This is a genomic window from Barnesiella sp. CU968 (genome assembly GCF_905219685.1).
Lineage (GTDB): Bacteria > Bacteroidota > Bacteroidia > Bacteroidales > Muribaculaceae > Lepagella > Lepagella muris_A.
Window position 1 is genome coordinate 1 of the sequence record NZ_CAJMXD010000017.1, and the last position, 18,483, is coordinate 18,483.

General features: G+C 48.9%; 14 protein-coding genes and 2 tRNA genes. 11 read left to right on the forward strand and 5 right to left on the reverse strand.

All coding sequences use genetic code 11. The features are described 5' to 3' along the window. Positions 1–330: 330 nt before the first annotated feature. Positions 331–1,005, forward strand: a complete 675-nt coding sequence (locus JX312_RS01520; protein WP_204456727.1) for a SprT-like domain-containing protein — start codon at positions 331–333, stop codon at positions 1,003–1,005. Here the strand turns inward: JX312_RS01520 and JX312_RS01525 are convergent. Together JX312_RS01525 and tpx are read right to left on the reverse strand one after the other, a co-directional pair. Continuing rightward, entirely contained in the window at positions 992–5,443 is a 4,452-nt protein-coding gene (locus JX312_RS01525; RefSeq protein WP_204456729.1) for a CHAT domain-containing protein, read from the reverse strand. The two genes, JX312_RS01520 and JX312_RS01525, sit on opposite strands and share 14 nt — an antisense overlap. Positions 5,444–5,622: 179 nt before the next feature. After that, positions 5,623–6,123 (reverse strand): thiol peroxidase, encoded by a 501-nt coding sequence (gene tpx, locus JX312_RS01530; RefSeq protein WP_204456731.1) that lies wholly within the window; start codon positions 6,121–6,123, stop codon positions 5,623–5,625. A gap of 242 nt (positions 6,124–6,365) precedes the next feature. Between tpx and JX312_RS01535 the strand changes: the two genes are divergently transcribed. The 8 genes from JX312_RS01535 to JX312_RS01570 all read left to right on the forward strand — a co-directional run bounded on the left by JX312_RS01535 (position 6,366) and on the right by JX312_RS01570 (position 12,936). After that, positions 6,366–6,450, forward strand: a tRNA-Leu gene (locus JX312_RS01535). A 48-nt stretch (positions 6,451–6,498) separates the two neighbouring features. Next, positions 6,499–7,863, forward strand: coding sequence for an RNA polymerase factor sigma-54 (gene rpoN, locus JX312_RS01540; protein WP_204456733.1), 1,365 nt, complete (start codon positions 6,499–6,501; stop codon positions 7,861–7,863). Positions 7,864–7,929: 66 nt separating this feature from the next. Continuing rightward, on the forward strand, positions 7,930–9,228 hold the full coding sequence (locus JX312_RS01545) for a hypothetical protein (RefSeq protein ID WP_204456735.1): 1,299 nt from the start codon (positions 7,930–7,932) through the stop codon (positions 9,226–9,228). A gap of 59 nt (positions 9,229–9,287) precedes the next feature. Next, positions 9,288–9,369 (forward strand) — tRNA-Leu (locus JX312_RS01550). Between the two features lie 251 nt (positions 9,370–9,620). Next, complete coding sequence (locus JX312_RS01555) at positions 9,621–9,884, forward strand: HU family DNA-binding protein (protein WP_123407025.1); 264 nt, start codon at positions 9,621–9,623, stop codon at positions 9,882–9,884. Positions 9,885–10,094: 210 nt separating this feature from the next. Continuing rightward, complete coding sequence (gene argS / locus JX312_RS01560; protein WP_204456737.1) at positions 10,095–11,873, forward strand: arginine--tRNA ligase; 1,779 nt, start codon at positions 10,095–10,097, stop codon at positions 11,871–11,873. Between the two features lie 71 nt (positions 11,874–11,944). Next, positions 11,945–12,664 (forward strand): Bax inhibitor-1/YccA family protein, encoded by a 720-nt coding sequence (locus JX312_RS01565; protein ID WP_239653767.1) that lies wholly within the window; start codon positions 11,945–11,947, stop codon positions 12,662–12,664. An 11-nt stretch (positions 12,665–12,675) separates the two neighbouring features. Then, the gene (locus JX312_RS01570) at positions 12,676–12,936 is read left to right on the forward strand and encodes a hypothetical protein (protein WP_204456739.1); all 261 of its coding nucleotides are present in this window, start codon (positions 12,676–12,678) and stop codon (positions 12,934–12,936) included. 86 nt (positions 12,937–13,022) lie between these two features. Here JX312_RS01570 and JX312_RS01575 read toward each other — a convergent pair whose 3' ends face one another. Beyond that, positions 13,023–13,340 carry a hypothetical protein gene (locus JX312_RS01575; protein ID WP_204456741.1) on the reverse strand — a complete coding sequence of 106 codons (318 nt, stop codon included), beginning with the start codon at positions 13,338–13,340 and terminating at the stop codon, positions 13,023–13,025. 214 nt (positions 13,341–13,554) lie between these two features. Here JX312_RS01575 and pulA point away from each other — a divergent pair, with 214 nt between their 5' ends. Then, positions 13,555–15,600, forward strand: coding sequence for a type I pullulanase (gene pulA / locus JX312_RS01580; protein WP_204456743.1), 2,046 nt, complete (start codon positions 13,555–13,557; stop codon positions 15,598–15,600). 111 nt (positions 15,601–15,711) lie between these two features. On the opposite strand, the gene JX312_RS01585 is transcribed toward pulA, so the two are convergent. Next, positions 15,712–17,043, reverse strand: coding sequence for a TonB family protein (locus tag JX312_RS01585; protein WP_204456745.1), 1,332 nt, complete (start codon positions 17,041–17,043; stop codon positions 15,712–15,714). Positions 17,044–17,048: 5 nt separating this feature from the next. After that, complete coding sequence (locus JX312_RS01590; protein WP_204456747.1) at positions 17,049–17,429, reverse strand: BlaI/MecI/CopY family transcriptional regulator; 381 nt, start codon at positions 17,427–17,429, stop codon at positions 17,049–17,051. A 132-nt stretch (positions 17,430–17,561) separates the two neighbouring features. On the opposite strand from JX312_RS01590, the gene JX312_RS01595 reads away from it, so the two are divergent. Further along, positions 17,562–18,101 (forward strand): IS5 family transposase, encoded by a 540-nt coding sequence (locus JX312_RS01595; RefSeq protein ID WP_204456748.1) that lies wholly within the window; start codon positions 17,562–17,564, stop codon positions 18,099–18,101. Positions 18,102–18,483: the final 382 nt, after the last annotated feature.

Here is an 18,483-nt window from a genome sequence, read left to right on the forward strand (position 1 = left end):
AGAGTTGTTCCCCTTTTGCGATTTTCTGGTTTACATACTCTGCGTTGCCCTGAGAGGAACCGCATGAGGGGAGAATGAAAACGAGCGCGAGAAGCGCGAGAGATAAAACTTTCTTCATTTTAATTATAATTATAATTAGGTTTATAGTGGGCATCTTTTCGCAAAACAGAAACGGTTTCCCGCCTGTAACGGGAGACCCGTATTTGCGTATGATTAAGCTGATACATGCGTATCTTTAAATGAAACGCAGTTTTGGCGAAAAACCATATACTTGTTCATGAATAAAAACGTTTATTGTAAGTAAGTCAAATCAATAATCAGGATATCGGCATGCGTGCGAGTCTGAAATTCATAACCGACAGTTATCGGCAATTCAACCGGGAGTGCTTTGCCGGCACTCTTCCGGAAGTGGAGTTGCATGTGAGTTCTTCCCGTCGGGCTTTGGGTTGTCTGAAGTTCCGCAGAATCCGCAACGGACGCGGCTGGCGGTATACTGATTTCTCAATATGGATAAGCAACCGTCTTGACCTGCCGCAAGAGGTTATAGAAGATACGATTATCCATGAAATGATTCATCTTTACATTCATGTCAACCGTCTGCGGGATACTTCGGCTCACGGCAAGATATTCCGGACAATGATGGATGCCGTCAACAGCCGTCACGGACGGCGAGTCACTGTCTCCCACCGTTCATCGGCAGAGGAAAATGCTTCCGACCGGGCAGTGAGAGACCATTATATATGTCTGATACGGATGTCTGGCGGAGAGCGGTTCGTCACGTTATGTGCCCGTTCGCGGATTTTCGACATACACCGGCAACTTTGCGCCGCCGGCAATGTGGCAAGTTTCGAATGGCGATACAGCCGGAATCCGGCTTTCAATATCTACCCGCGAAGCCGTGTGCTGAAACTTTACCGTATTCCGCCCGAGCTGGAAGATGTGCTGAAAGAATCCCGGCTTTGTTCATGCGATGGGCACACACTCCGGTTTGTCAGTCAAGCATGATGAAAGGCGCCCAGTAGAATGGGGAGGGATATTGCTCTCTCACTTCGTCAACAGCCTGCCGGTACGCAGCATGGCGATCGCCGCCACGGAGCCAGTTGCGGTAGAAAGCCGCCATGAATAAGGCTGTCGATTTGTCGTTCACGCTCCATAGACTTACAAGCAGAGATTTGGCGCCTGCCTGTTTGAAACCGCGTGTAAGGCCGTGTATTCCCTCAAAGTTGTATGCTCCGAGAGCGGTCTCACAGGCAGAGAGTGTCACAAGCCGTGTTTTTCTGAGGTCAAGGGTGGCAACTTCCGCGGCTGTGAGTATGCCGTCGCTGTCTTCCGGTGGTGTGGCGCTTCCTTTCCATGTTGCCTCGGCATTGGCAAGCGCGACTCCCGAGCGTTGCATGGGAGAACCTATCTGCGAGGAATAGCGTCTCATGAAAGGCACGCGCATCGCATCCGTTTCCGATGATATGAAAAAACCGTGTGTGGCAAGATGAAGGACATCCGGCGATTTCGCGCACATCTCGCGAAGTCTCTTCTCTGATGCATTCTCACGCACAGCGGAGTATGCCCCGCTGTTTCCGAATGTCTGCGATATTTCCTTGAGTTCAGTGGCGGTGAACGGCAGGTAACGGAAATACTGGCGGGCTATTCCGCGGCTGTCGAAATCGTTAAGGGAATAATCATCTTCAACGGCTCGTTCGCCGGTGGCTTCGGGCATGATGCCTGCCGATGCAACCTGCGAGGGGTCGAAGATGACATCTCCCATAAGCGCCGCCGACTCAGGAGCGGTTTCCTCCCCCGTAAGCAGAGTTACCTGAGCGGTCGTTGTCAGCTGTCTGAGATTGTAACGATCCATAAGGTATCCTCCATCAGGTGTCTCGATTGCGTTGAAAGCGATGGAATGCAATATTCCCGGCGCATTGAAATATATCGTTTCAGCGTTTGCGATGGCTGTTTCGAGCGGCTGCCATAAAAGTCTGTACAGATCAACTGCCGATTCTTTGCGATACAGGCGTCTCGCCATTGTCGCCGAGTTTTTTGCATTGACTGATTCAAGAGCGGCGGAAAACTGTTTTAACGGGCATAATTTCACCGGAACCGGCTTTTCGGAACCGTTTCTGACCACGAGAGCCATGATGTAGGAGCCGGAGATAACGAACTCCACCGCAGCGTCAGATGGTTTCAGAGCCGCGCTTACCGATTGCCATGTAATATCCCGGTTAAGCGCTTTCCTCTCTCCTGAGGTAAGATCGAGCAACTCCATCTCGAGTCTTTCTATGTTGAAGGCGAGCCGTGAGGCTTCGTTGTAGCCTTTGCTTCCCTCCTGAGTCAGCCATTGGTCGGGAGTGATGTTGATTTGTTTGTGCAATGCTCTGAGTGTGGCTATGGAATCTGCTACAAGCCTTATGTCCGGATTCTTGCTTTCATTTATGATGCGTCGGGTTTCCTGCTGGGAGCGGAGCTGCATGCCGGTGCGGTATACAACCGCGTCGTAAGCCTCGGCAGAAAGATTCTGCGGGTCTTTGTCAAGCAGAGTCGTTAGCGCCCATGCAGGGTCACCGAATGTGTTGAACACTCTCTCCTGTTCGGCTGAAGACATGAGCTGGAAATTACTGTCGAGGATGCGCCGGTTCTCCGCGTATATCCTGCGTGCGTAGTCCGTGGCAGTCTTTATGTCATCGGCTTTGAGACTTCTGTTGAATCTGTATGCCAGTGCGCCGATACGGTCAGTGTCGCTCATCCTGTCGGGATCCTTTTCTACTGTCTCGTATGCCAGGTCAAGGTAATGGTCGTTCTTTACGGAGTCTTTTGCCAGTTCCATAAGTCCGGCAAGGTTAAACAGTATATTCTTGCGGTCAACCGGAGTCGCCACAAGGTCGAGACATTTCAGCAGATATTCTTCTGATTTCGCATAGTCATGTTCACAAGCCTGGTAAAATGCGCCAAAAGAAGCGAGCAGTGTGTGGTAGCGGGGATTCGTCCTGTATTCGGGATCATATGTCGGGAAATCTCGTTCAAGCCGGGTCATGTTTTCCTTAATTGCGGGAATCCATTGCGTGAACTGCCCGAGAAGCAGGTCTATGTCTACATTATAAGCTTTGAAGTCATCACTGTCAAGATATTCTGCAGCCTCTTTAAGTTGCCTGTCAATGGTGACGAACAGTGTTGTTATGGCTTGAAAACCGGAAATTCCCAGAGAGAACTGCATGTCGTCGGAACCGCCTGATGTGACACCGATCTGCTGAATGGCATTTATTGCCGCGCCGAGGTAGAAGAAGGCAGCATTGTGGTCCAGACGTGAGAGTGCCCTGTAGTAGCCGCCGAGGAGATGGTTTACAAGGGAATATGTCGGCATTAGATTGTGTGCGTTACCGATGCATTCCCTGTCGGATGCTATGAGGCGTGCGGCTGCCGTTCTGTTGTTGGTGGCTTCATACAATGCCGCCAATTCTCCGGATATGTCGAAATATTCATCGTCAAGAGAATAGTTAGTCTGATAGTTGTGCGCCTCGATGGCTTTCTCAAGAAAGCCGACTGCGGTTTCCGGTTCGCCCGTAAGGTCGTAATATCGGGCAAGCTCTGATAAGATTCCGGGTGACAGCCAGGTGTGGGTTGCCGAGTCAATCTCCTTTCGTGTGGCAGCCGCAAGATCTTCAAGAGAGTTTTTCTCTTTCCCGGAGAGTATGCGGCATATGGCGTCGCGTACACGTTCGCGCAGACAGTCTGCCGCAGGTTGACCGGAGTGTATTTTTTTATAGACGGTCTGTGCTTTTTCATAATTTCCGGCAGTCCACAGATAATCGGCGAGGGTGTTTCTCAGTGTGTTGAGAACAATCTCCTTTGCCGGAAAATTCTTGCTTTCCGCAGTGCGTATAATGGCAGACATGTGTTCAGTATCCAGCTTTTCGACTCCGGTCGTGGAGACGTTAAAAAGGTTTCTGAGTGCTATGAAATGCATGGCTGAGTGTTTTCCGAACAGTTTTTCCGTATCATCCGCCAATGTATTGTGTACCTCTTTTGCCGCCTCGAAATTGTAAGCCATGTTACTGAAGAATCCTGCCAGCTCTTCACCGACCTTTATGGAAAGTGCGCTGCCGTCATGATGACGGAGATAGGTGTCTTTGAGACGGTTCATCTTTGTCATGCAGTTCTCGGGATCCCTGTGTCCGATGACCGAGCAGTTGTAGATCTGCCACAATGTCTGCGGCAACGCATCCGGGAATATCCGTCTGCATTCGGATTCGAAGAAGTCAACAAACGGCTTGTAGTCAGGTTCGGAAGCAACCGCCAGGCTTGTCAGCCGTGTGAGGGTGCTGAGGTAATAGGGGCTTGATTCGCCGTAACTCAGCCGTGAGATTTCCAATATCTCGTCACGGTCAGAGCCAAGTCTCGGATTTCCGGAAAACTGGAAATCAGCCGTAGCTTTCAGCAGACGGCACAGTTTGCCTTCGTTCGAACGACGCGGATAATACATCGACATGAAATCATTCAGGTTGCGGATGTTGTCTACTGTCTCGGAATCGATCGTGATGTTGTTGATATTGAAGTCTGCGCGGAAATATGCGCAGGCGGCGGTTGCCGGATGGTATGGACCGTGTATCTTTTTGCTGATCTCAAAAGCCTTGTCAAGGTAGAAGCCGCTGTTGCAGGCATAATCTTTGAAGGCGCCTGTATATTCATAAAGAGTGCCGTTGTCATATGGATTCTTTCTGTCCGGCAGCATCAGTCTTACTTTAAGGTCATCCTGAGGGAGATTTTTCAGCATGGCGAGCTGAGTGTAAAGCTGCATGCGATATGCAGAAGAATCTGTGGAGTTTGCCGGATACATTGCCAGCACTTCGTCTTCGAGTCGCCACAATTCCGGATAATACAGAGGGTTGTCGGTTTGTTCGAGAGTGCTGCGTGCGTCAAAGCGTGCTATTTTCAGAGACAGGTGCAATGCTTTCTCTCTGCTGTCAGTCGAAATGCCGCATATTTTTTCCTGTTCATGGATAAGAGAGTCATATTCTGCGAGCACATTGCGGAACATGCTTTCTATATTGAGCCATTCGGATTTGATTTTCCTCGAGGCATAACACCCCGGTTTCTGCGAATCAAGATATTTCGCCATGCCGAGCAGAGCTTCCCGTTTTCGGTGAAAGAGGGTGTCACAGTCAAGGGTCGCAGTCCAGTTGACATAATCCTTGACTTCCGGTACTTTACGCGCGGCAGCCATAAGAATCCTTTCTGTCTCCGGTTCCTGAAGGCGTATATCTATAATATCCATTGCCCTGAGCATCAGTTCTTCATCATCAAGACCGGATGGGTCGGGAGTGTTGATGGTTATCCATTGCCGGTGTGAACGTATGGCTTCGAAGGGGGAGGTTATTTCTGCCCAGGCGGCACAGTAAAAAATAATAGTGGAAAACAGGACCATTGCGGCTCTCTTGGCTGAAGTGGCTTTCATCGCGCTTATCGGTTAAATTTATGAGTCCGAAACCTGCTGATAAATTTTTTTCCAACAGCTCTGAGGTTTCGGACTCATTTATATTAACGCGATATTTATCAGGTGATTGTATGGCGAGCAAATTAACTTTTATTTTTAAACAAGTTTTTATTGCCGCCGCTCAATTCCCAGCGTATGTTCTAAGCTTGTTTCAGCAGGCTTATTGCAAATTCATAGTCGGGTTCTTCCGTGATTTCCTTGCAAAGAGAGGTTCCGGCGATGTCGCCGTTTTCGTCTATTACTACCAAAGCGCGTGTGTAAAGTCCGCGCAGAGGACCCTCTTCGATGACAACTCCGTAATCTTTGCCGAAGCCGGAACGGAATCCAGAGGCGGTAGATACGTTTTCAATGCCGTTGACGGTGCAGAATCTTGCTGCGGCAAAGGGTAGGTCTTCGGAGACGCAGAGCACAACTGTGTTGTCAAGTTCCGAAGCCTCTTTGTTGAAACGTCGCACAGATGCCGCGCATACGTCAGTGTCGAGACTGGGGAAGATATTCAGCACAACGCGTTTTCCGCGTAAATCTTCGAGTGAGATGTCATTGAGATTTTGACCTGTAAGCGTGAATGCAGGTGCTTTGGTGCCTTTTGCGGGCAGTTCTCCTGAAAGTCTGACAGGATTTCCTTTGAATGTTGCTTCCATATGAATGATTTTAGAAATTTTTAGAAATAATTCAACACAGTCATGCACATGCAGAAAAATAATTTGCCAAGCGAGCTGTTTCGCGGGTGCATGTTTAAAATAATCAACAATTAGGCTCGCAGGATTGTTTGATTCATTGGAAGTTAATGGCTAATCGGGAAATTGGTTGGAAAGTTATTTGGAAATTTCACGAAAAGAAACTAATTTTGCAGTTGAACTCCGGACGAGACCGGAAAGAGGATGCAGAAATGGTGGAATGGTAGACACGAAGGACTTAAAATCCTTTGGCCTTTACCGGCTGTGTGGGTTCGAGTCCCACTTTCTGTACAAAATCGGAACCGTGCCAATTGCGGTTCCGTTTTTTTTAGCACGTCTATGGCACAGAGTCTGAAAATGGAGCAGCGCATCGGGATGCGTCTTTCGCAACAGCAGCTTCGCTTTGTCAAGCTGTTGGAACTCAATGCGCCCGAACTCGACGAGGCGGTCGAGCGCGAGCTTGAGGACAATCCGGCTCTGGGTGTCAAAGAGGAGACCCATGAGGAGGATACCGGTCGCTATCCCCTTTTTTTTGCCGGAAACAATGATGATGACAGACCGGTGTTCACACCTGCCGATGAGTCGGAATCGCTTTATGACCATCTTTATGCCCAGCTTTCCGAAAGGCGTCTTTCTCCGAAGGTTGAACTCGCCGCAAGATATATAGTAGGCAATCTTGATTCAAACGGATATCTCAGCCGTTCGCTGTCGAATCTTGTAGATGACATGGCTTTCGGTCCGGGCATAGATGTCAATGACACAGAAGCCCGGGAGGCTCTTGATGCCGTGCGTTCTCTTGAACCGGCTGGCATCGGAGCCTTCGGACTCAGAGACTGCCTTGAACTTCAGCTGAAAACGCTTCCTTCCGGTGAAACGCGTGATGATGCGTTGCTGATAATCCGTGAAGCATACGACGCGTTTATCATGAAACACAAACATCGCATCATATCACAGCTTCATCTTCCGGCAGAGAGGGTAGACGCGGCACTCGCACTCATATTGTCGTTGAATCCGAAGCCGGGGAACGCACTCGGTTCCGACCCTGCGGAGGAGGCGAATGTCATTATTCCGGATTTCATAGTGAACAATGAAGACGGAGAACTGACAATCACGCTCAACAACCGTATTCCCGAGTTGCAGATAGAACAGAGTTTCGACCAGGCTATGGCGAATCTTGAACGTACCGCCAAAGGAAGACCCAAAAAAGGATCAGAGTTTATTGTGAGCCGCTATAATGATGCTCGCGATTTCATACGGGTGCTCACTCAGCGGCAACAGACCATGATGGCGGTGATGTCGGCTATCGTCAAGATTCAGAAGGAGTATTTCCTCACGGAAGATGTATATAGACTGCGCCCGATGATGATCAAGAATGTGTCGGAACTTACGGGTCTCGACCTGTCGGTAATCTCGCGTGCCACAACCAATAAATTCGTGGCGACCCCCTGGGGTATATTCCCCTTGCGTTTTTTCTTCAGTGACTCCATCGGGGAGACTGCGGAAGACGGCAATGCAGCGACAAACCGCAAAGTTGAGGCGGAGATCGCGGCGATGGTGGAGGCGGAAGACAAGCGTCATCCGCTGTCTGACCAGAAGATAATGGAAGAGATGACGGCGCGTGGCTATGATGTGTCCCGGCGAACGGTGGCAAAATACCGTGACCGTCAGGGCATTCCGGTGGCGCGACTGCGTAAGAAACTGTGACGGACTGTTGAAACGGCAGACACCACGATTATAAAAACCTGCTTAAGTATAAAACAACAATTGAATATGATAAAGAGAATAATTGCTTCTGTAGTTCTGGCGGTATTCGCTATTCCCCTGTTTGCCGTAACAGACAAGGAGATGGAGGAGGCGAGAACCATAACAGCCCAGGCTTATCTGAGATATGCCAACGACGGTTCCGGATATCTTGACGATTTCAAGGCAACGACAATGTCGCAGCTTGAATCAAAGCTAAAAGCCAAAGAGAAAGAGAATATCAAGGCTTTTAAATCAGTGAAAGTTCCTTCCGACTATGCTTCATGGGACAAGGCTAAACTCGTGGAGTTCTGGGGTGTGACTTTCTTTACATCACCCAATCTTGCCGAGAAAGGCAAGGTGGCGCGTTCGCGTGTGAAACAGCGCATAAATGCCATGACGGTCGCCGCTCCCGCGCCTGCTGCAAAAGAAGCGGTTAAAGAGGAGGTTAAGACGGCGTCTTCTATGTCGCAGGAGGTCAAGCCGGATGCCGAGCCCTCTCCCGCCGAGGCGGCGCCAAAAGCCGAGGAACCGGCGGCTCCCTCTGTGGCGGAGCAGATTCAGGAGAAACAGGAAGACATACTCGCCGACCAGGACGCAATTGCCCGTGACACGGAAGACCGTCAATATAAGAAAGAAGACAGCGGCACATGGATTTATGTTCTTGTGCTCGTGGTGCTGATCGGAGTGGTTGTATGGCTTGTGGTGTTCGCTGCCAACATGATGAAAAAGCAGTCAGAACCATTGGAACGTAGCGGTGCCGGAGACTCTGGGAATGCTTCGCAGGCAAGGGAAAACGCAGATCTGCGCAAACAATATACCTCTGTAAAGGCAGCCATGGAGGAGTATAAGGCGGCATTTGAGGAATCGCAGGCGGAAAACAAAAGGTTGCGGTCCGATATAAAATCGCTCAAAGAGGAGATTGCCCAATTGAAAGGGGGGCAAGAGGAGAGCCGAGTTGCTTCGGAACCCAAAACCGCGCCTGTGCGTCAGAATGCGACAAGAAATGCAGTGACAGAACTTTATCTCGGGCGTGTTAACGGCAGAGGGCTCTTTGTGAGGGCGGATCGCCGTCCCAATCCGGGTCATACCATCTATAAGCTTGAGACAAGAGACGGACTTGTAGGCACATTCCATGTGCTCGACATGCCAGAGGTTGCCGATATGGCGTTGAACAACCCTGTGGAATATCTTTCGGGGGGATGCACTGCTATAGATATCGAGGACACCGCAGGAGCGGGAAGTATCATCACTGAGAATGCCGGCACAGCGATGTTTGAGAACGGCGCATGGAAAGTTCTGCGCAAATCTCGCATCAGATTTGAATAAAAAATGTCAATGCTATTTGCGGGAAGCAAAAAAATTATTAACTTTGCACCCGCAACGATGCCCAGATGGCGGAATCGGTAGACGCGCTGGTCTCAAACACCAGTGGAGCAATCCGTGCCGGTTCGACCCCGGCTCTGGGTACTGAACTGAGGATTCTCGTTTTGAGAGTCCTCTTTTCTATTTTAGCAATGACGCATTTCCCATTGCTGATATGCGGGTGAAGGGGCGGTGACAGGGTATTTGAGGGGGATTTTATGATTTTTTTTGAAAAATATCCGTAACAAGTTTGATGTTTTGCTTTAATTGCTTATATTTGTGGGCGGAATAGAATCTATTACAACCCTATACACCCTATATCAAAAGAAATTTTCAATTAAATATCAAAATTCAGTATGAACAAGACAGATTTAGTAAACGAGATCGCGGCTAAGGCCCAGTTGAATAAAGTAGCAGCAAAGGCTGCCCTCGAAGCTACACTCGAATCAATCGAGCAGGCTCTTGCAAATGATGATAAGGTTCAGCTCATCGGCTTCGGCACATTCTCTGTTGTGGAGAAAGAGGCTCGTACGGGTATCAATCCGCAAACTAAGGAAAAAATCCAGATCCCCGCGCGCAAGGTCGTTAAATTCAAACCCGCCGCAGAACTCGCAAAATAAAACCGTATACGGTAAGATTTTCAGCCTGTTCCCTCGGAGGGAGCAGGCTTTATTTGTATATCATACCGATTTTTTGTATTTTTGCAGTTTAAGAAACTGTTTGGGAAACTGTTTAAATCTGATTGCCGGATTCTATATAAGATTTTATGAGAATCGGATTTGTGCGGCTTCCCGGAATCGGTTTTAAAGAGTGATTAATTTAACTGACTGATGACAATAGAGAATATCATAGCGGAAGGCGTTGTGAAAGCTGTCAAAGAGCTTTACGGCGCTGATGTTGAGCCGAAGCTTGTCGCTCCTTCGGCTACTAAGAAAGAGTTTGAAGGTGATCTGACGGTAGTGGTGTTTCCGTTGCTGAAGATTTCAAGAAAGGCTCCCGATGCTACTGCGACAGAGATAGGGGAGTGGATCGGGAAGAATATCGATGCGGTGGAGAGATTCAATGTTGTGAAAGGATTCCTCAACATAACTGTCAGTCCCGCTTTCTGGCTCGGATTGCTTCATGAAATTGCTGCAGATCCCGATTTCGGGATCCGCAAGGCGGACGATTCTTCAGATCTTGTGATGGTGGAGTATTCTTCGCCAAATACTAATAAACCGTTGCATCTGGGCCACGTGCGCAACAACCTTCTCGGTTATTCGTTGTCGCAGATTCTAAAGGCAAACGGTCATAAGGTTGTCAAAACCAACATTGTCAACGACCGTGGAATACATATCTGCAAATCCATGCTCGCCTGGAAGAAGTGGGGCGAGAATGCAACTCCGGAATCCGCCGGAAAGAAGGGAGATCATCTGATTGGTGATTTCTATGTGGCTTTCGACAAGCACTACAAGGCTGAACTCAAGGAGATCATGGAGCGCGAGAATATCTCCGAGGAGGAGGCTGAGAAGAAATCCGCCCTTATGGCAGAGGCTCGCGAGATGCTCCGCAAATGGGAGGCAGGCGATGAGGAGGTGCGCGGTCTGTGGAAGATGATGAACGGTTGGGTTTATGCCGGTTTCGATGAGACTTATCGCAGACTGGGTGTGGATTTCGACAAGATATATTATGAATCCGACACTTATCTTGAAGGGAAGGATCTGATTCTCGGCGGCATTGAGAAGGGTATCATGTATCGCAAGGACGACGGTTCTGTATGGGCTGACCTTACGGGAGACGGTCTTGACCACAAGCTGTTGCTGCGTGCCGACGGCACTTCCGTGTATATGACTCAGGATATAGGCACCGCCAAACTGCGTTATCAGGACTTCCCGATTGACAAGATGATTTATGTCGTAGGAAACGAGCAGAACTATCATTTTCAGGTTTTGTCGCTTCTTCTCGACAAACTCGGCTTTAAATGGGGCAAGGACCTGACTCATTTCTCCTACGGTATGGTGGAGCTGCCTGAAGGCAAGATGAAAAGCCGCGAGGGTACGGTGGTGGATGCCGATGACCTTATAGACACGATGGTTGCCTCGGCTGCGGAGATGGGCGCCGAACGGTTCGCGGAGATGCCTGCGGAGGAGAGTGCGGAGATTTCACGCATGGTGGGTCTCGGTGCGTTGAAATATTTCCTTCTGAAAGTGGATCCGAGAAAGAACATGCTTTTCAATCCTAAGGAATCAATTGATTTCAATGGAAATACCGGACCGTTTATCCAATATACGTATGCACGTATCCGTTCTGTAATAAGAAAGGCTGAAGGTTTTGACCCCGCTGTCACCCCGCAGAGCGAACCAAATGCGAAGGAATCCGTTTTGATTCAGAAAGTGGCTGACTTCCCGTCGGTTGTGGCTGAGGCAGGACGCAATTATTCCCCCGCTCTGATAGCCAACTATGCTTACGACCTTGCAAAGGAATACAATCAGTTCTATCATGACTATTCCATTCTGCGCGAGGAAAACGAGCAGAAACGCAACCTCCGCCTTCTACTGTCGATGACAGTGGGCAGAACGCTGAAGAGCGCGATGTCTCTTCTCGGCATAGAGATGCCGGAGCGCATGTAGCCTCTTGCCTATTCATACAGGTCAAATCAAATAAAATTAATAATTACAAACAAATTAAGTTGTAAATTGATATGGAATATAATAGTTCAAGAATGACGCCTCCCCCTTTTTATAGCGGTCAGGAGGTTGTGGCTCAGACAAACGCGGTGATGAAACGCGTTTATGTGCGTATGTTCATAGGTCTGCTGGTTTCTGCCTTCTGCGCCCTTGGCGTGGCAAGCTCACCGGCGGCGCTTACTTTCTTCTTCGGCAACCGTCTTGTGTTCTGGGGTATGCTTATCGCCATGTTTGTCATGGCATGGGTGATTCCTTCGCGAATGGAGAGAATGTCATCGGGCGCGGTGCTTGGTCTCTTCGTGCTCTTTTCAGCACTGATGGGATGCTGGCTGGCTCCGATCTTCCTCGTTTATCGTCTCGGCACGATTGTCTACACTCTTTTCATCACCGCCGGCACGTTTGGCGCGATGTCAGTCTACGGCTATTTCACCAAGACCGATCTCTCCAAGATGGGCTCCTATCTGATGATGGCGCTTTTCGGTCTTATAATAGCCTGTGTGGTCAACATCTTCTGGGCGAACTCCACCTTGGAATGGATTATCTCTATTGCCGGAGTATTGATCTTCACCGTTCTTACAGCGTGGGACACGCAGCAGGTAAGACGCATGGCTGCCGCCAATCTTGAGCCGGCGCTTGCCGACAAGCTTGCCACAATGGGTGCCATGAATCTTTATCTCGATTTCATCAACCTCTTCCTGTTCCTGCTCCGTATTTTGGGCGGTAACAGAGACTGATTTCTCAGATCATGACACACGAGGAATTAGAGAATCTCCTGCGCAATGCGGTGGAGGATTATATCGCCGATGAAGAGGCTTATGATGACAATGCGCGTCTGCGCATAGATCCGCAAAGCAAGGAGGTCAGCATAACCGATGGCGCTGACGAAGTCGAAGATGCCGACTATTATGATGTGATGGACTTTATAAAAATGAGTCCTGCGGACCCCGGAAAATGGGAGGTTGACGAGGATGCCGTGGAATCAGTCGCCGAAGAATATATCGGTTGAGAAAGATACATAAGGAAGAAACTGTAAAAAATAAAATGCCGCGCGAATCCGTGCGGCATTTTATTTTTATTGTTGTCGGTTTATGTTCAGGCGGGATACAGCATGAGCGGTTTTTCCATGCTCCATCCTCTGGAGGCGTTGCGCAGATATAGTTTTGCCAGACCGCTGATACCGCGGCAGTGTCGGCGCAGTTCTCCCCATAATTCTGAAAGATCGTTGATGGAATTGACCATAAACTCAACGACCGTGCGCCCGTGCATTACGAGACGTGCGAAGAGACGGTCGCCGTAGCAGATCGGTCTGTCGCCCTTTGACGCGGGTGATGCAGGGCGGAGGTAGGGATCGAATGAACGGCGGATGCCACGCATCCCCGTTGCAGTTGAAGAACAAGTAGTGGCAGTCATAGTCATTTAGTTTTGAAGTTGAGTTTATTTGTTTATTATGATGCAAAATTATCTTGCCTTGATGCCATGGTTTTGCAGTGTAGTGCTAATGAATGTTAAATCAGCCGGATTGAAATTTTACCCGGCACGCGCTTCTTTTGCAGTAATTGCACGAACTTTTTATTTTGATGGAAAATTCTTATATTTGCAACAGCTTAACAAATAAAACGATTACATGAAAAGATCTTCAAAAAATCTGATTTCCATGACAGTTGCCGCGAGCATGATTTTCCCGGCGGGCAACCTGACCTGCGGGTTTGTCTCGGCGCAGAGCCGTTATGACTCGCGTTTTGAGAACTATCCTGTCTATTCAGGCGATGACCTGGAGCTGACGGTCGATTCGTCGGGCACACGTTTTCGCCTCTGGAGTCCGAAGGCGCAGGATGTCGTAGTGAATCTTTATGACAACGGGCGTACCGGCGTGCCTTACAAGACATTACCAATGAAGCAGGATGTGTCAACAGGAACCTGGACAGCTTCTGTGCCGGAGAAACTATACGGTAAATTCTATACATTCAAGGTGAAGCACGGCGGCAAGTGGCTTTCCGAGACTCCGGGAGTGTGGGCAAAGGCAGTAGGGGTCAACGGTAAGCGCGCAGCCATCATTGATTTTTCTACCACATCACCTGCGGGCTGGCATCAGGACAAAGGTCCCGAGGTGAGGAATTTTTCCGATGTGATTGTTTACGAGATGCATCATCGCGACATGTCGATGCATCCTTCGTCGGGGATAGCGAACAAGGGGAAATTTCTTGCTCTTACAGAAAAAGGCACGACTTCGCCTGAAGGAGAGAAGACCGGTATTGACCATCTTAAGGAACTTGGCGTGACGCACGTTCATATCCTTCCGTCGTACGACTACAATTCCGTTGACGAGACCAATCTTCAGAACAATACCTACAACTGGGGGTATGACCCGCAGAACTATAACGCACCCGAAGGTTCTTATTCGACAAATCCTTCGAATCCGGCTGCAAGAATCCGCGAGATGAAGGAGATGGTGAAGGCTCTGCACGATGCCGGCATCGGTGTCATTATGGATGTGGTCTATAACCACACGGCGGAGAACGACGGTTCCAACTTCGAACTGACGGCACCCGGATATTACCACCGCCATTGGGATGACGGCAGATATTCAGATGCGTCGGGCTGCGGCAACGAGACCGCTTCCGACCGCCGTCAGATGCGTGACTATATCATAAACTCGGTGAAATTCTGGGCAAAGGAATACCATATCGACGGTTTCCGTTTCGACCTCATGGCTATACATGACACTGAGACGATGAACGCCGTAGCTGCGGAACTTAAAAAAATCAATCCCTCGATATTCGTGTATGGCGAAGGGTGGACGGCAGGAGACTCGCCCCTTGCGGCAGAACGTCGTGCCCTGAAAGAGAATGTGTCGGCAATGAAAGATATTGCAGTCTTCTCTGATGACATGCGGGATGCTGTGAAAGGGCATTATACCGATGCTTCCGACCGTGGTTTCGCCACAGGCAAACCGGGTCTTGAGGAGACCGTGAAGATCGGCATCGTTGCCGCTACAGCCCATCCGCAGGTGGATTATTCAAAAGGTAACAATTCCAAGTTCCCATATGCGGAATCTCCGGAGATGATAGTGAATTATGTGTCCTGTCATGATGACCTTTGCCTTACCGACAAACTGAAAAAATCCATGGCGGGGGAGAGTGAGGAAAATATGCTGAATGCCGCCAAACTGGCTCAGACCATAGTCTTCACATCTCAGGGCACTCCGTTCATGTTCGCCGGCGAGGAGGTGTTCAGAGACAAGAAAGGGGTACATAATTCCTACAAAAGCCCCGATTCCATAAACGCGATAGACTGGAGCAACAAGGCGAGATACCGCGATCTTTTCGATTATTACCGTGATCTTGCAAGACTTCGCAAAGAACACCCCGCTTTCCGGATGACTTCCGCTGAGGATATCGCGCGTCATCTTGTATTCGACGAGATTGACTCTTCCCGCGAACCCAATCTTATTTCCTATTCACTGAAGGATAATGCCAACGGAGACGAGTGGAAAGAGATAAAGGTGGTTTTCAACGGTGCGTCTTCATCGCGTGTCGTCAATGTGAAAAAAGGGAAATGGGTGATAGTGGCGAAAGACGGTAAATTCACCGGGCAGGATGCGGAAGACCGTTTTAACGGCGGGCGTATCGAGCTTGCTCCCTATTCCGCCCTGATTCTGCGCTCGTTGTAATGTCATATCGGCAACTCTCTCAAATGTGAAGCATAATCATAGCCCCATGCTGACTGCAAGAGTCGGCATGGGGCTTATGGATTATCTCTAAATAACAAATGCGCCGGATTGCTACTTCTTAGTTGTCTCCTTGTCCGGAGCCAGGCGGAATGAGACAGGCAGCGCGTACCAGCAAGCCACTTTCTTACCGCCGTTTTCAGCTGGTTTCCATTTAGGCATGGATGTCACGACGCGCAGAGCCTCCTTGTCGATAGATGGCGACACAGACTTTATGATTGTGGCGTTGGAGATACTGCCGTCTTTATTCACTGTGAACTTGACGACAGCTTTTCCCTGTTCGCCTGCTTTCTCAGCCTCTTTCGGATATTTGACATTATACTGCAGCCATTTCATCATTGCCTCGATCCCTCCGGGAAATTCGGCAAGTTTCTCCACAGCTGTGAACGCCTTGTTGTCGGAGGCAGGGGCGATTGCCCGCATTTCCGCAAGTGATTCCGTATTTGCGGAAATTTTGCTAACTTTGCTGTCGGAATCCAGCAATGTGGTTTCGGATGCACCGGATATGACCGATGCCACTGCGGGGATTGACACTACGGCGATGCCGATGGCGAGAGCGGGAACAAGCACGAGGCTCCCGAGTTTACCCGCCGTTCTTGATTTTGATTGATACATCATAGTTATTCTTTTTTGAAGTTTACTGTGATTCAGGCTGTTGGCAAGTGACGGCAATCTCGCGCCAACAGCCTTTTTTATTAATAGCATTTGATAATCCCTAAGGTTGAGTCCGGAGTCAATCACGGCTTCATCTGCTTCATATTCATGAACAGTCTTCAGCTCATCTATCATCAGCCATGAAGCCGGGTTGTACCATACAAGAACCGCATACAGCTGGGCGAGCATCAGATCCATGTCATGGCATGCGGAGAGGTGGCGCATCTCATGTATCATTATCGCAGGGTATTCGGTGGCATCCGAAATTTTCTCAACCACAACATATCCCCGCCAGCTGAAAGGAGAGAAATTTTTGTTGCCCGTAACCACAAGAGTGTAGCCCTCCATCTTTATTTTCTTACCCTTCCATATTATGACCGAGAGTCTGGCGTATGCCCATACGAGCCAGACGAGAGCTACGGCGGCACCGGCGATATATATCCACAGCAAGACCCTCATCCATGCCGTGCCGCTATGTTCCGTCAATCCTCCCGAGAGTTTTCCGATTGCGATTCCCGTTTCGGCGGTAGCTGCTCCTGCCTCGATGCCGGAGATGCCCGGCAATGCCACGGGTCTGACAAGGGGTATGACTATCGCCGCCATATATATCGCAAGCAATATGACCCTGTTGAGCCTGTGCTGTTTCTCCCCGGCAAGCAGAAGGCGGTAAGGGAGATACATTGAAAGGAGTATTATTCCCGAAGTCAGTGTGAAAGACATTAGTTCTCCCATACGCGTCATTTGTTTTTGTTTTCAATATAACGGATTATATCCTTCAGGTCATCGACCGACAGTTTTTCGTCTTCAACAAGTGCAGAGACTGCGGTTTTGTATGAATTGTTGAAATAATTCCTGATGACATCGGCTATGCTGCGTTCACGAAGATCCTCTTTCCCGACCGTTGCATAGAAACGGTGTGAATTGCCTACCACTTCATGGCTTATATAACCTTTGCCCTCAAGTATGCGTACAAAAGTCGAGACAGTGTTGAAGTGAGGCCGAGGTTCGGGANACAGTTCAAGCATTTCCCTTATAAACATCGGACCGTTGTCCCAGAGCATGTTCATTATCACACTCTCTTTCTCTGTGAGAACCTGTTTCTTTCTTCCAGCTTTCATTATACAATCTTTGGTTTTGAGACATAGAAGTCAGGATGGTTTCTTAGAGAGTGTTTGAATTTAAACCAAATTAAACATTAAGTGGCAGAACNAACCCTCAATCAGAGTGTTTGTAGAAGAAAATCGATTAATATGCATAAAATCAGCTTCTATCAGACACATCTGACCGAGGGTCAATGGTCTTATATAAACAAAGTATTCTTTGAAAATGATTGCAGACACCGCAAATATTCCTTGCGCTCCATATTCGAGGCAGTTCTGTATCTTTTGGTCAGCGGATGCCAGTGGCGCATGCTTCCTCACGATCTTCCAAAATGGCAGACGGTCTATTGGTACTTCCACAAATGGAGGACAGACGGCTATCTGAGCCACTGCATAGAAAAACTCGTCATCAAGATACGCCGCAAACGTAAACAGTCCGCCACACCTTCGGTCATGGCGCTTGACGCCCAAAGTGTCAAGTGGGGCAACCGTCAGAGCGGCAACGGGTTCGATGCCAATAAAAAGGTAAAAGGTATAAAACGCAATATTGCTGTTGACCGCAACGGATTCATTCTCGGCAGATATGTCAGTAGTGCCGGAATACATGATTCCCGACTCGCATCTCCGGTGTGTGAACAGGTTTCTGATGCATGGCCTTCGGTCAGGAAAGGACTTGTTGACCGTGGATAACGCGGAGAGCTTATTGAGAATATAAAGCTAGATTTCAATATCGACATCGAGGTCTGTTCCACTCCCAACGGAACAAACGGATTCACGCCAAAACCGCTTCGGTGGGTGGTGGAACNCACATTTGCCTGGCTGGACGGATTCCGCAGGCTTACACGAAACTATGAAATCACCAATGAGTCCGCTGAGGAGATGATTGATTTTGCCACACTCAAGCTGTTGCTTAATCATGTCGAACATTAAAATCTATTTAAATTCAAACACACTCTTAGAGTGTGTTTACTTTTAACACGAATTAAAGCTAAATGCGTTTCTTGAAATTCTTTAAGTCATCATAAAGTGTCTTTTTGGTGCTTTCAGCCAAGTTTCGGCAGTCGCAATGTGG